Here is a 13,199-nt window from a genome sequence, read left to right as displayed (position 1 = left end):
ACAGCCGCTCCCCTCGTAGGGAACGGCTGCCCGCGGGGGCATGCTCAACGGGGTCGCTTCAAGAATGCAGACGTCGACAACAAGCAGCGCTTCCGCTTCCAGGCCAATAAAACATCATACATTGTGAAGCGGTAGTCCAAACAGCCGTGCCGCGTTGGAAGTGCTGGTATGAGCCACTTCTGTGAGGGTTTGCCCACGCAAATCGGCTACCCGGGCTGCCACCGCCGCCACAAAAGCCGGTTCGTTGCGCTTGCCGCGGCGGGGCACCGGCGCCAAGAAGGGGCAATCGGTTTCCACCAGGTAGCGATCGGCGGGCACTTGGCGGGCGCAGGCATGGGTGGCTTCCGCCTTGGGAAAAGTCACCGTGCCGCTAAAGCTAATAAAGAAACCGAGCTCTAAAAAACCAGCCATCTCACCCGGATCTCCGCCCCAGCAATGCATCACGCCGCGAGGGCAGCCACCTAGGGAAGCCCGCTGCCTCAGCAAGGCCAGCATCGGCTCGGCAGCGTCGCGGCAATGCACGATCACAGGCAGGTCCAGCTCCACTGCCAGATCAAGCTGGGGCTCGAGCATGGCCATCTGGGCAGCCAGATTCTGCTCACGGAACAGATCGAGGCCGAGTTCTCCGATCGCCACCACCCTCCGATCAGCCTGGGCAGCCTGACGCAAAATCTCTGGCGTGTCGGGCTGCCAATGCTCGGTATCGAGCGGATGGACCCCTACGGAATAACGCAACTCCTCAAAACGATCTGCCAGGGCGCGGATCGCTGGAATTTCTCCGGGCTCAACGCAGGCATGGACCAAGGAACGAACGCCTGCATCGCGCCAGCGCTGGGCCACTGCCTCCAGATCGTCGTCGAAATTGCGGAAAACGATGTGGCAGTGGCTGTCAACCAAAACGGGCAAACCCGATTCAGTCGGTGCTGGCGAAGCAATCACGGAGGGGAGCTGGCTCAGGCTTGGGCGGCTGTGGCCGGCTCGGTCACCTGCTTCACAGCAGCACTGATACGCGACTTCTGGTTGGCTCCGGTGTTGCGGTGCAGCACACCCACCTTCACCGCCTTGTCAATCTTGCTGAAGGCAGCATTCATGGTGGTTTGAACAGCTGTCTTGGCGTCTTCACCAGGGGTCTGGGAATAGGCGCTGCAAGCGGTGAAGCAGCGCTTCATCAAGGTGCGCAGGGCCGACTTGTAGGTGCGGTTGCGGAGACGGTTGCGCTCGGCAACCTCAATGCGCTTCTTCGATGAGGTGTTATTGGCCACAGGCGGACGGACGCTGGATCAGAGAAGGTAGATCTTACCGCCAGGCCCTCCTAAGGACCCTCACCGCCTGCAAGAGCTATGCCGGCCTAGCTTGACAATCCCGTAACCCTGAGCCGTTCCGTGGTCGCAACGCCTGCTGCCCTATCGATCAGCTGCCTGCGCGATGACGGTTCAAACGCCGCCGCTGATCGACTGGCAACCATCGCCGAACGCACCAGTGGCGGGCGCCTACGCGAAGAGATGGTTCGGGTCGAGGAGATCCTCGCCCGGGTGCAAGCGGAAGGCGATGCCGCCCTGATGGAGCTCACCGAACGCTTTGATGGCGTGCGCCCAGATCCCCTGCGGATTCCGCCACAGCGGCTGGCTGACGCCTGGAAAGCCACACCGGCCTCCCTGCAGGACGCCCTGCGCTTGGCACACCAGCGAATTCTCGCCTTCCACAAGCATCAACTGCCGGCCGACCTGGCCGTCACCGGTCCCCATGGCGAACTGTTAGGTCGGCGCTGGCGGCCGGTGGAGCGCGCCGGCCTTTACGTGCCTGGGGGACGGGCTTCGTACCCCAGCACCGTGCTGATGAATGCTGTGCCGGCGCGGGTAGCCGGGGTGCAGCGGGTCGTGATGGTGACGCCCCCAGGCCCCGGCGGCGAGCCCCATGCAACCGTGCTGGCGGCCGCCCACCTGGCCGGGGTGGAGGAGGTTTATCGGGTTGGGGGTGCCCAGGCGATCGGCGCCCTTGCCTTCGGTACCGCCACCATTCCCCGGGTCGACGTGATCAGCGGCCCCGGCAACCTCTACGTGACCCTGGCCAAAAAAGCGGTCTACGGCCGCGTGGCAATCGATTCGCTGGCAGGCCCCAGTGAGGTATTGGTGATCGCCGACCAGAGCGCCAGGGCAGACCAGGTAGCCGCAGACCTGCTGGCCCAGGCCGAACACGACCCCCTGGCCGCCGCGATCCTGCTGACCACCAGCCCGGAGCTGGCCGCCGCCATGCCAGCAGCCCTGGAGGCCCAGCTTGAAAACCACCCCAGGTCTGAAATCACCCGCACCGCCCTCAACGACTGGGGGCTGATCGTGCTCTGCGACAGCCTTGGCCGCGCCGCCCAACTCAGCGACTGCTTCGCCCCCGAACATCTGGAGCTGCTGGTGCAAGACCCCGAAATCCTGGCCGAACAGATCAAGCACGCCGGCGCCATCTTTATGGGTCCGTATACCCCCGAGGCCGTCGGCGACTACCTAGCCGGCCCCAACCACACCCTGCCCACCGCCGGCACGGCTCGCTTCGCAGGCGCCCTGAGCGTGGAGACCTTTATGCGCCACACCAGCCTGATCCGCTTTAACCGGGAGGCCCTGGAGGCCACCGGGTCCGCTGTGATCACCCTGGCCGAAAGCGAGGGGCTGCATAGCCACGCCGAGTCCGTCAAGCGCAGGCTGAACTGAGATGGGGGAGTTTGCCTCGCCATGGTGACGTTTCACTCCACCCGGCTGGAACGCACCACCACGGCCAGTTTCAGCTGCGACGACATCAGCGCCGACCTGCAAGCCTTCGTGGATGCGACCGGGATCCGCAATGGTCTACTGGTGGCCGCCGGCCAGCACACCACTACCGCCTTGGTCGTGAACGAGGCCGAGGAACGGTTGCTGGGCGACATCGAGCGCCACTTCCTGGCCCTGACGCCCCCAGAGCTGGCCTACGCCCACAACGACCTGCACCTGCGGCCGGGCATTCCCGCCGATGAGCCGCGCAACGCCCATGCCCACCTAATCGCCCTGAAGCTGGGCAACCACCTCACCCTGCCGGTCGTGGACGGCCGCTTGGGCCTGGGTCGCTACCAGGCCGTGCTGCTGGTGGAATTGGATGGCCCCCGTCAGCGCCAGGTGCTTCTGCAGCTGTGCGGAGACGGAAGCGCGGCTGGGGACTGAGCCTCAGCGCTTGACCAGATCCCGCACCCGGGGCTCGCCATCCACAATTTCACCCACCAGCACCTGGTCGGTGATGTTCACGAACAGACCGTTCTCCAGCACGCCCGGCAGGTTGTTGATCGCCGCCTCTAGTTCCGCCGGATCGCTAATGCCAGCTGCGAATTTCACATCCAACACGAGATTGCCCTGGTCGGTGACCACCGGGCCCGCCTTCTTGACGGCCATGCGCAACTGGGCATCTCCGCCCATTGCTGCTAGCTGGGCCTGCACCTGACGCCAGGCACCAGGCAGGACCTCTACGGGCAACAGAAAGCTGAGATTCAAGGTCTCGACGAGCTTGGTGGAATCCACAACCACCACAAAGCGCTCGGCCCGCACTGCTACCAATTTCTCCTGAACGTGGCAGGCACCACCGCCCTTGATCAATTGAAAAGCGGGATCCACCTCATCTGCGCCATCAATTGCAAGATCGATGCGCTCAATCGCATTAAGGCTCTTGAGCGGAATGCCGAGCTCAGCTGCCAGCACCTCGCCTTGGAAGGAGGTGGTGACACCCACCACATCGGTGAGTTCACCGCTCTTGAGCTTGGCTCCGAGGGCCTGAATCATTAGGGCTGCGGTAGAGCCGGAACCCAAGCCGACCACCATGCCGCTCTGGATCTGCTCAGTGGCCGCAGCAGCCACCGCCTGCTTCATCCGGTCTTGCAGATCCGTCATCAAATATTCCTGAATCGGCCGCGACCGTAGCAGTGCTCAACCGGAGTGGGGCAAGGCCGCCGGCTTGATCATCAGGCTGAGTTCGCGTTGACCCCGAACCACCGTGAGCGCCAGGGGCTCGCCAACGCTGCTGCGCTCAACACGCTCCAGCAGGCTGGCCGGATCGGGCACGGGCTGGTCTGCCACGCCCACCACAAGGTCACCGCGGCGCAGGCCAGCCGTTTCCGCCGGACTAGCGGGCAGCACCCGTTGCACTAGGGCACCATCCCGCTCTGGCAGCTGCAGCAGAGCCTCGGGATCACGATTGTTGTCCCGGGCGCGGCGGGCAGTGAGAGGCACCAGCTGCAAGCCCAAATAGGGGTGAACCACCTCGCCGCCGCTGCTGAGCTGGCTGGCCACGCCTCGGGCCAAATTGATCGGGATGGCAAATCCCAGCCCTGCGCCTGGTCCAGAGCGCACGAGGGTATTGATACCGATCACCTCGCCACTGGCGTTGATCAGCGGACCACCTGAATTACCTGGATTTATGGCCGCATCTGTTTGGATCAGATCGAGTCGCTTGTCGGAGAAGCCCAGGCTGTTGATGTTGCGGTGCAGGCTAGAAACGATGCCCAGGGTCACGGTGCGCTCAAGCCCATAGGGGCTGCCCATGGCAATGGCCCAATCGCCCACCTCCAGGGCCTCGGAGTCGCCCAGGCGGGCGGAGCGCAAATCCCGCGGACCGGAGATTTTGACCACGGCCAAATCGGTCACCGAATCGGCGCCCACCACCGCACCATCCACATGGCGCCCATCGGCCAAGGTGACCTCGACGCTGTCGACCTGATCGACCACGTGGGCATTAGTGAGTACAAGGCCCTTGGCTGCATCGATTACGACGCCAGACCCCTGCCCCCGCTCTCGCATGCTGCCGGAGGGATCGCCAAACAGATCCCGCAGCAAAGGATCGAGCAGGGCGGGATCAAACGCTTGGCGAGCCACCTCGCGCTCGGTGTCGATCCGGACCACAGCTGGCGCCACGGCCCGAGCTGCTTCAGCCACAAAGCTGTGGGGAATGGCCTGAGCAATCGGATCGACCGCAGGCTCCAGAGCTAAGGCAGCAGCGCTGAAGGATCCAACCCCCAAGACTAAGCCGAGGCCGACCGTCAAAACCAGCCTGACAAGGGACAAGCTCGACCCCAACACCCACTTCATCGACGTTCTTTGTCGCATGGCTATGAGGCTAGGGAGCCCATCAAGTCGGCAGGGAATGGGGATAGGGGCAGGCAGGCGGTTGTAACGGCCTAAATTGAATCCAGATCGCACAGCGGCTATGGCAGCTATTCCCCCCGGCACGCGTCAGCGATGCAGCCTTTGCCAGGTGGAAATCCAGGGCATGGTTGGCGGCAACGACCTAGTGCACTTCAGCCAGGGAGGCCCCGGTACCCGGGCAAAGCTCTGGGCACGGGTATGCCAATACCTGCGCACCGGCGAACAGCAAGCTCAGTGCCTGAATCAGGACGCCAGCCAAAGGGGCACCGTCCAACAAAGCGATTACTTCGCCGAAGCCCCGATTATCGAAATACCTCCGGCGGCGGCGCCTGGCTCCTGAGCCGTCCATCCCCTAGGCTGAATGCTTGCCCGGCGGGCATACCCTCCAGTCACGGTTTGGCGCCTCGCTGAGCATTCAGCGCTTCGCTAAGGGTTCAGTTTTTACTGAACAGCTGTGGTTTGTAGGGCAGTTTTAGTACTGCACAAGCCGGCGGGCCGCCTGCCCCCAGCTTCCCCGCCCCATTGCCCCACCCTCTCCTGCCCGACCTGGAGCGCCTAGCCCAAGCGGCTGTGGTTGCTACTGGCTTTGAGCTCAAAGGAGTGCATGTCTTCACCCATCGCATCCCCATGACGGTGCAGGTGCTGGTGCAGCGAGGTGATGGCAGTGACATAAACCTGGATGAGTGCGCTTCCCTTAGTGCACCGCTGGCCGAGGCGATCGAGGCAGCCGAGCTGCTTGGTGATGCTTATGTGCTGGAGGTCAGCAGCCCTGGCGTCAGCGACGACCTGCGCGACGATCGGGATTTCCGCTCATTTCGCGGATTTCCCGTTGTTGTGCTCTGCCGTGACGACCAAGGGCTCGACGTGCGGCGCGAAGGGCTCCTCCTAGAGCGCGATGCGACGGATGTTCACATCAACATCCGCGGCCGCACTCAGCGCATCCCCCGAGACTCGGTGATCAGCGTCTGCCTGGTCACCCCATCCGAGTCCGACTGACCTTTCCCTGACCATTTCTCACCCCTGATCCATGGCCCTGGTTCTGCTCCCCGGTCTGAATAACCTGATCGAGGACATCAGCGACGAGAAGAAACTTGCGCCCGCCGTGGTGGAGGCTGCCTTGCGGGAAGCCCTGCTCAAGGGCTACGAGCGCTACCGCCGCACCCTCTACCTCGGGATCAGCGAAGACCCCTTCGAAGAGGACTACTTCTCCAACTTCGATGTGGGCCTGGACCTAGAGGAGGAGGGCTACCGAGTTCTGGCCTCGAAGATAATTGTTGAGGAAGTTGAGAGCGAAGACCACCAGATCGCCCTTGCCGAAGTGCAGCAGGTTGCCGATGACGCCCAGGTCGGCGACACGGTAGTGCTTGATGTCACCCCGGAGAAAGAAGACTTCGGCCGCATGGCCGCCGCCACCACCAAGCAGGTGCTGGCTCAGAAGCTGCGTGACCAGCAGCGCCGCATGATCCAGGAGGAGTTCGCCGACTTGGAGGACCCGGTGCTCACCGCTCGGGTGATCCGCTTCGAGCGCCAAAGCGTGATCATGGCCGTGAGTTCTGGACTGGGTCGCCCAGAGGTCGAGGCCGAGCTGCCCCGCCGCGACCAGCTACCGAACGACAACTACAGAGCAAATGCCACCTTCAAGGTGTTCCTCAAGGAAGTGAGCGAGGTGGCGCGGCGCGGCCCCCAGCTATTCGTGAGTCGCTCCAATGCGGGCCTGGTGGTCTATTTGTTCGAAAATGAAGTTCCCGAGATCCAGGAGGGTTCGGTCCGAATCGTCGCCGTAGCCAGGGAAGCCAATCCCCCTTCCCGCTCAGTCGGCCCGCGCACCAAGGTGGCCGTCGACTCAGTAGAGCGCGAAGTTGATCCAGTGGGTGCCTGCATTGGCGCCCGCGGCTCCCGAATTCAGCAAGTGGTTAACGAGCTGCGTGGCGAGAAAATCGACGTGATTCGCTGGTCGCCCGACCCGGGCCAGTACATCGCCAACTCCCTCAGCCCTGCCAGGGTTGAGATGGTGCGCCTAGTCGACCCTGAAGGCCAGCACGCCCACGTGCTGGTTCCCTCCGATCAGCTCAGCCTCGCCATTGGCCGCGAAGGCCAGAACGTACGTCTGGCCGCCCGCCTTACCGGCTGGAAACTCGACATCAAGAACGCCGGCGAATACGACCAGGCCTCGGAAGATGCGGTGGTGGCTGAGCTGATTGCCCAGCGGCAAGAGGAGGAGGCTCTTCAGGCCGAAGCCGAAGCCCGCCTCGAAATCGAACAGGCCGCCCGGGCCGAGGAGGATGCCCGTCTGCGGGAGCTATATCCGCTGCCAGAAGACGAAGCCGATTACTACGAGGAAGAGGAGGTGGCCGAGGCCGAATATGAGCCCGCTCCGGAGGAGGCGCCCCAGGCAACCGAGGCAGAGGCCCGGTGAGTCGCCGTGCCGTGCTTCGGCGCTGTGTTGCCTGCCGCGCGCTGCTGGATCGCCAGCAGCTTTGGCGGGTAATTCGGCTGGCCGAAGGGGGACTCGGGTTGGATCAGGGCATGGGCCGTTCGGCCTATCTCTGCCCCAACCAGGCGTGTCTAGAAGAGGCGAAACGACGTAAGCGTCTGCAGCGGGCCCTGCGCTGCCAGGTTGCAGATGCAATTGTCGAAACGCTGGAAAAGCGCCTGACCCCAGGCGCCGATCTCGCCTCTGAGGCAAGATGAACATTGGCCGCAGCGCGCGTGCGGCCTGGTGTGCCCCTCGGCCCCGCATGGCGGCCCTTGGGCCCCGACCCATGGAGACCTGAATGACCAGCAGCGGCAAAGTCAGAATTTATGAGCTGTCCCGGGACTTAGGCCTGGAGAACAAGGACGTGCTCGACGCCGCCGAGAAGCTGGGGGTTGCGGCAAAGAGCCATAGCAGCTCTATCAGCGACGACGAAGCGACACGGATTCGCTCCTTGATCGAGGGCGGCTCGAACGGCAGCAAGGCGGCGGCGCCGGCCGCTGCCGCTCCGCCGAAAGCGATCCTCTCCGTCAAAAAGGCTGAGACAACCGCTGTCCCATCGCCGGCCCCTCCCCAGCCAGCCACCAGCCCCCGGCCGGTCGCTCCAGCGGCGGCAAAGCCGGCAATGCCTCCGGCCCGCCCCGCCGCAGCTCCTGCGGGTAAGCCAGCCCAGCCCAACAAACCCCCTTTGGCAAGCAAGCCACCCCTGGCCTCCAAGCCACAAGTGGTTGCCAAGCCTCAGCTGGTCTCTAAGCAGCCAGAGCCTGTCAAACAGCCTGAGCTTGTAAAACAGCCGGAAGTTGTAAAACAGCCTGCGGCTGCCAGCAAGCCCACTTTGGTGAGCAAGCCGCCTGCACCGAGCAAGCCGCCTGCACCAGCCAGGCCCGCCGCTGCTGCGCCCAGCAAGCCTGCTGCACCCAGCAAGCCTGTGGTGATTGCATCCAAACCAGCTCGCCCAGCCACCCCAGCCCCGGCCCGCCCGGCCCCTGCAGCTCCGGCACCGGCTGCGAGCCGCAAACCGGAATTACCGATGCGGCCAGCGCCCGGCAAGCCCCAGCTGGTGGGTAGGCCCATCAGCACCCCTGCGGGCACCACCAGCAGCCGCCCGGCTCCGCCTGCAGGCAGGGCCCCCCTGAGTCAGCGTCCCGCCAGCCCCCAACGCGCTGGCGTGCCAGCTCCAACCCGGCCCGGCCAGCCTGGAGCTGGGGGCCGTCCTGGCCCAACCCCCTTGGAGCTTGTCGGCAAGCCGATTCGCCGCGATAGCGCAGCCCCTGGAGCCCCTACTGGTCTGGGTGCTCCCGGTCGCCCGGCAGCTCCTGGCCGCCCAGGTATGCCAGCCGGCATGCGCAAGCCGATGGCTCCTGGCGAGCTGATGCAGCTCCAGAAGCCTTCCGGCCGCCCCACAGCTCCGCCCCCGCGGCGCCCCGGCGACCGCAGCGAAGCCCCAGCAGGTGCACCCAGCAGCCCCGGCGGCACCCCGGAACTGGTGCGACCCAGCGCAACCCCGCCAGCAGCCCCCAGAAGGCCTGGCTTCCGGGCGCCAACTCCCGCTGGTGCAGCGGGACGCCCCCGTCGCCCTGACTGGGACGACAGCGCCAAACTGGAGGCCCTACGCAGCCGCACGCCGCAAAAGCAGCGCACCAAGGTTCACATCATCGGCGAAAACGATGATGCGCTCACAGCTGAAACCGGTGGCTACGCCGGTGAACAAGAGGCCTATGTGCTGCAGGCCAGCCTGGCCCGCCCGGCCAAGCCCCGCACCGCACCCGCCCCAGCCGCCAAACCCATGGCGGCGATGCGCAAGCGCAAGAAGGAAACCACCCGCCAGCGGCAGCGTCGCCGGGCTATGGAACTGCGTGCGACCCGCGAGGCCAAGGCTGTTCGCCCTGAAATGCTGATCGTGCCGGAGGGCAACCTCACCGTGCAGGAGCTGGCCGAAAAGCTCGGCGTGGAAAGCTCCGAGATCATCAAGAGCCTCTTCTTCAAGGGGGTCATCGCCACGGTGACCCAAAGCCTGGATCTCTCCACAATCGAAGCGGTGGCCGAGGAATTCGGCGTGCCGGTGCTTGAAGACGACGTAGAGGCAGCGGCCGCCAAGACGGTCGAGATGATCGAGGAAAGCGATCGCGCCCACCTGATCCGTCGCCCTCCCGTGGTGACCGTGATGGGACACGTCGACCACGGCAAAACCAGCCTGCTCGACGCAATCCGCAAAACCAGGGTGGCCGCGGGCGAAGCCGGCGGCATCACCCAGCACATCGGCGCCTATCAAGTGGAGATCCCCCACGCAGGCGAGCAACGCAAGATCACCTTCCTCGACACCCCGGGCCACGAGGCATTCACCGCCATGAGGGCCCGCGGCACCAAGGTCACAGACGTGGCTGTGTTGGTGGTGGCAGCCGATGATGGTGTTAGGCCCCAGACCCTGGAAGCCATAAGCCATGCCCGGGCCGCCAAGGTGCCGATCGTGGTGGCGATCAACAAGATCGACAAGGAAGGCGCCTCCCCCGACCGGGTCAAACAGGAGCTCTCCGGCCTCGAACTGGTGGCTGAAGACTGGGGTGGCGACACGGTGATGGTGCCTGTGAGCGCCCTCAAGGGTGAGAACGTCGACAAATTGCTGGAAATGATCCTGCTGGTCACCGAGGTGGAAGACCTCCAGGCCAACCCGGACCGCATGGCTCGGGGCACCGTGATCGAGGCTCACCTCGACAAGGCCAAGGGCCCTGTTGCCACCTTGCTGATTCAGAACGGCACCCTCAAAGCGGGTGACGTGCTGGCGGCCGGCCCCGTACTGGGCAAGGTGCGCGCCATGGTGGATGACACCGGCAAGCGGGTTAAGGAGGCAGGTCCTTCCTATGCCGTAGAAGCCCTCGGCTTCAGCGAAGTCCCAACCGCTGGTGACGAATTTGAGGTCTACTCAGATGAGAAGACCGCCCGCTCGGTGGTGGGCGATCGCGCCAACGAGGCACGGGCCACCCGACTGGCCCAGCAAATGGCTTCACGCCGGGTTTCCCTGGCCTCGATGTCGGGCCAGGCCAGCGAGGGCGAGCTCAAAGAGCTCAACTTGATTCTCAAAGCAGACGTGCAGGGATCCGTGGAGGCGATTCTCGGCTCCCTGGAGCAGCTCCCTCAGGGCGAGGTGCAGGTGCGGGTGCTGCTCTCAGCACCGGGCGAGATCACCGAAACCGACGTCGATCTAGCCGCCGCCTCCGGCGCCGTGATCGTTGGCTTCAACACCTCAATGGCCCCTGGCGCCAAACGGGCCTCCGATGCCACCGGCGTCGACGTGCGCGACTACGACGTCATCTACAAGCTGCTGGAGGACATCCAGATGGCTATGGAAGGCCTGCTGGAGCCGGAGTTGGTGGAGGAGTCCCTCGGCGAAGCCGAGGTGCGCGCCGTATTCACCATCGGCCGCAGTGCGGTGGCTGGTTGCTACGTGACCAACGGCAAGCTGCAACGCAACTGCAAAGTGCGGGTGTGGCGCGGCAAGGAGAAGGTGTTCGAGGGCGACCTCGACTCCCTGCGTCGCAACAAGGACGACGTCAAGGAAGTTGCCACCGGCTTCGAGTGCGGCATCGGCACCGACCGCTACACCGGCTGGCAGGAAGGGGATCGAGTTGAGGCGTTCAAACTGGCCACCCAGCGCCGAACCCTCACCATCTGACCTCCGTGAACCCCCGCAGCGAGCCCCTGCTCTGGCTCCAGCTGGTAGCCCTTGGGGCCTTGCCACTGGAGCTTTTGGGGTTGGTACTTGTACTGGCGGGGGCGGATCCTGGCCCCCTGCCTGGGCTGGAGCGCTTGCTGGCCTGGGCAATCGGCGCCCTAGGGCCGGCAATCCTGCTCTGGCAGCGCCCAGCCGACGTTTGCTCTTTGCTGGTAATCCAAGTACCAATCAAAGCCAGGAGCAGGGCCCAGCTCAGCTTGGCGGCACTGCAGAGCAGCCTGGTGCTCAAGCTCCTTATGGCAGCTGGCGCTGCAGCCCTGCTGCCCCTTTTTTGGTGGATAGACCAGCACGCAGCCCTGGCCACGCCGCTCTCGCCACTGACAGCAAGCCCTCGCTTCGTAGGTCTGCTAGTAGCCTGCCCGCTACTAGCGGTAATCACCTGGCAGTGGCAACAACTGATCCAGGCAAGCGCCCTGCTAATCCGCAACCCAGCCACGCTCCTCGAGCGTCCACCCCTGAGCCTGCAGCAGCTCGTCAGCCAGCGAATCTCCCTAGGGCTGCCCCTTTTGCTGCTGAACCCGCTTCTGACCACCCAGCCGACTGCTCCAGAGACTTCAGCAGCAGAGTCTCCAGCGGCAGAGGCTGTCATCCAACCTGAAGCTTCTTCAGTCGCCAGCACGGTTGCGATCCAACCAGAAGAGACTGCCGAACAAGCTGAGGGCACCGACCTGGATCAGCAGGTCAGTTGAGGCAACTTCCGCTCCGCTGGCCAATCGCATTGCCATCGTGGCCAACCCCACAGCACCGGAAGCGGCCAAGGCCACCCAGAGACCGCGCCGCAGACCGCGCCAGGGGGTACGAGCTTCTTGGAGCAACCTCGCCTTAAGGGCTGGATCAATTGAATCTGGCTTGGATCCCATCACTTACCCTTCCCATCAAGGCCAACCCCTGAATGCTAATTTCATTGAGCTGCCGGTGTAGCTCAGGGGTAGAGCAACTGATTCGTAATCAGTAGGTCGTCGGTTCAAATCCGATCACCGGCTTAAGAAATAAAACCAACAGCGACTCCCTGAGCACAGCTGAATGTCGTCAGCGCGTTTCGACTTGCACTTGTTCAACCGCCTGGGCCAACTGCAGCAAACGGCGCTCGGGCGATCCCACCAGCTCAATTAACAACGGCGGACTCTTTTTGGGCAAAATATCAAAACGACCATCTCGATAAATCTGCTTAAAGATAACATCCACCTCGTCGCGGTAGGAATGATCAACCGGACGAATTCCGTCATCCTCCATGACCACCGGCCAATCCTCAGACTGAGGCACGAACGCCAAGATATCAAGACGCTCCAAAGATTCCCTTACCGCAGAAACCATTGACAGGACAAAGTCGTCATCAATATCAGTCAAATGTTGATTTGCCGTGTACTGGGAATAAGCAATGTAATCAACTGGCGCCCTATCAAAGATGACCTGTTCAGCAGGCGTGAAATAGCGATTAAGACGGCCAATGCTGTAGTACATCTGAATTCCGTTGTGCAATCGCGTGGAGGCTTCGCGAAAACGAATCTCATAGGGACCGCGCAGGCCAAGAACTCGATATGGCTCTTCCTCGCGCATGTAGTCGCCATTAAGCGCAACCCAATCATTTACGACCGTGGACTTCCCGAGAGAATGGGATCCAGAAATAGCAATCCGCATGGCCAGCGCCAACTTGCGATTTCAGGATAGGGGCTGCTCTGATGTTTTTCCTATTTGCGGTTGATATTCATCCTGCCCACTAAGCCCAACCACCCAGCCAATAAAAAAGCCCCCTGGTGAGAGGGAGCTTTTGGGATTCCGTTATTTCCCAGCCGTAGCTGGGCTGTTGACTATCAACCGATTGCAGGTGCGGTCAGTGCCACGGGGG

The 13,199-nt window shown here is 63.4% G+C and carries 14 protein-coding genes and 1 tRNA gene; 9 read left to right on the top strand and 6 right to left on the bottom strand.

From position 1 onward, the window contains the following. Positions 1 to 114: 114 nt before the first annotated feature. Both KBY73_RS12005 and rpsT read right to left on the bottom strand, forming a co-directional pair. Positions 115 to 936, bottom strand: coding sequence for a TatD family hydrolase (locus KBY73_RS12005; RefSeq protein ID WP_254937513.1), 822 nt, complete (start codon positions 934 to 936; stop codon positions 115 to 117). Between the two features lie 17 nt (positions 937 to 953). Next, positions 954 to 1,262: a 30S ribosomal protein S20 gene (rpsT, locus tag KBY73_RS12000; protein ID WP_254937331.1), complete on the bottom strand. Its 309-nt coding sequence runs from the start codon at positions 1,260 to 1,262 to the stop codon at positions 954 to 956. 120 nt (positions 1,263 to 1,382) lie between these two features. Between rpsT and hisD the strand changes: the two genes are divergently transcribed. Both hisD and KBY73_RS11990 read left to right on the top strand, forming a co-directional pair. Then, entirely contained in the window at positions 1,383 to 2,699 is a 1,317-nt protein-coding gene (gene hisD, locus KBY73_RS11995; protein ID WP_396097059.1) for a histidinol dehydrogenase, read from the top strand. A gap of 21 nt (positions 2,700 to 2,720) precedes the next feature. Further along, positions 2,721 to 3,182 carry a secondary thiamine-phosphate synthase enzyme YjbQ gene (locus tag KBY73_RS11990; RefSeq protein ID WP_254937330.1) on the top strand — a complete coding sequence of 154 codons (462 nt, stop codon included), beginning with the start codon at positions 2,721 to 2,723 and terminating at the stop codon, positions 3,180 to 3,182. A gap of 3 nt (positions 3,183 to 3,185) precedes the next feature. On the opposite strand, the gene rpiA is transcribed toward KBY73_RS11990, so the two are convergent. Beyond that, entirely contained in the window at positions 3,186 to 3,899 is a 714-nt protein-coding gene (gene rpiA / locus KBY73_RS11985; protein WP_254937329.1) for a ribose-5-phosphate isomerase RpiA, read from the bottom strand. 36 nt (positions 3,900 to 3,935) lie between these two features. Continuing rightward, entirely contained in the window at positions 3,936 to 5,111 is a 1,176-nt protein-coding gene (locus KBY73_RS11980; protein WP_254937328.1) for a trypsin-like peptidase domain-containing protein, read from the bottom strand. Between the two features lie 100 nt (positions 5,112 to 5,211). Between KBY73_RS11980 and KBY73_RS11975 the strand changes: the two genes are divergently transcribed. The 6 genes from KBY73_RS11975 (at position 5,212) to KBY73_RS11950 (ending at position 12,042) form a co-directional block, all read left to right on the top strand. After that, positions 5,212 to 5,490 carry a hypothetical protein gene (locus KBY73_RS11975; RefSeq protein WP_254937327.1) on the top strand — a complete coding sequence of 93 codons (279 nt, stop codon included), beginning with the start codon at positions 5,212 to 5,214 and terminating at the stop codon, positions 5,488 to 5,490. A 182-nt stretch (positions 5,491 to 5,672) separates the two neighbouring features. After that, entirely contained in the window at positions 5,673 to 6,146 is a 474-nt protein-coding gene (rimP, locus tag KBY73_RS11970) for a ribosome maturation factor RimP (RefSeq protein ID WP_254937326.1), read from the top strand. A 31-nt stretch (positions 6,147 to 6,177) separates the two neighbouring features. Further along, positions 6,178 to 7,566: a transcription termination factor NusA gene (gene nusA, locus KBY73_RS11965; RefSeq protein ID WP_254937325.1), complete on the top strand. Its 1,389-nt coding sequence runs from the start codon at positions 6,178 to 6,180 to the stop codon at positions 7,564 to 7,566. Then, positions 7,563 to 7,841 (top strand): YlxR family protein, encoded by a 279-nt coding sequence (locus tag KBY73_RS11960; protein WP_106502372.1) that lies wholly within the window; start codon positions 7,563 to 7,565, stop codon positions 7,839 to 7,841. Before nusA ends, KBY73_RS11960 begins: the two co-directional genes overlap by 4 nt. Positions 7,842 to 7,924: 83 nt before the next feature. After that, positions 7,925 to 11,293 carry a translation initiation factor IF-2 gene (infB, locus tag KBY73_RS11955; RefSeq protein ID WP_254937324.1) on the top strand — a complete coding sequence of 1,123 codons (3,369 nt, stop codon included), beginning with the start codon at positions 7,925 to 7,927 and terminating at the stop codon, positions 11,291 to 11,293. A 5-nt stretch (positions 11,294 to 11,298) separates the two neighbouring features. Further along, positions 11,299 to 12,042 carry a low-complexity tail membrane protein gene (locus KBY73_RS11950; protein ID WP_254937323.1) on the top strand — a complete coding sequence of 248 codons (744 nt, stop codon included), beginning with the start codon at positions 11,299 to 11,301 and terminating at the stop codon, positions 12,040 to 12,042. Here the strand turns inward: KBY73_RS11950 and KBY73_RS11945 are convergent. Continuing rightward, positions 11,959 to 12,213 (bottom strand): DUF3493 domain-containing protein, encoded by a 255-nt coding sequence (locus KBY73_RS11945; RefSeq protein ID WP_254937322.1) that lies wholly within the window; start codon positions 12,211 to 12,213, stop codon positions 11,959 to 11,961. The genes KBY73_RS11950 and KBY73_RS11945 overlap by 84 nt on opposite strands. Before the next feature lie 51 nt (positions 12,214 to 12,264). On the opposite strand from KBY73_RS11945, the gene KBY73_RS11940 reads away from it, so the two are divergent. Further along, positions 12,265 to 12,336: transfer RNA gene (locus KBY73_RS11940), tRNA-Thr, on the top strand. A gap of 46 nt (positions 12,337 to 12,382) precedes the next feature. Here the strand turns inward: KBY73_RS11940 and KBY73_RS11935 are convergent. Then, positions 12,383 to 12,991: an AAA family ATPase gene (locus KBY73_RS11935; RefSeq protein WP_254937321.1), complete on the bottom strand. Its 609-nt coding sequence runs from the start codon at positions 12,989 to 12,991 to the stop codon at positions 12,383 to 12,385. Positions 12,992 to 13,199 lie beyond the last annotated feature (208 nt).

It is taken from the genome of Cyanobium sp. Tous-M-B4 (genome assembly GCF_024345395.1).
Taxonomy (GTDB): Bacteria; Cyanobacteriota; Cyanobacteriia; order PCC-6307; family Cyanobiaceae; genus Cyanobium_A.
Note: the sequence above shows the minus strand (reverse complement) of the source record. Positions and strands in the feature narration are given on the sequence as shown.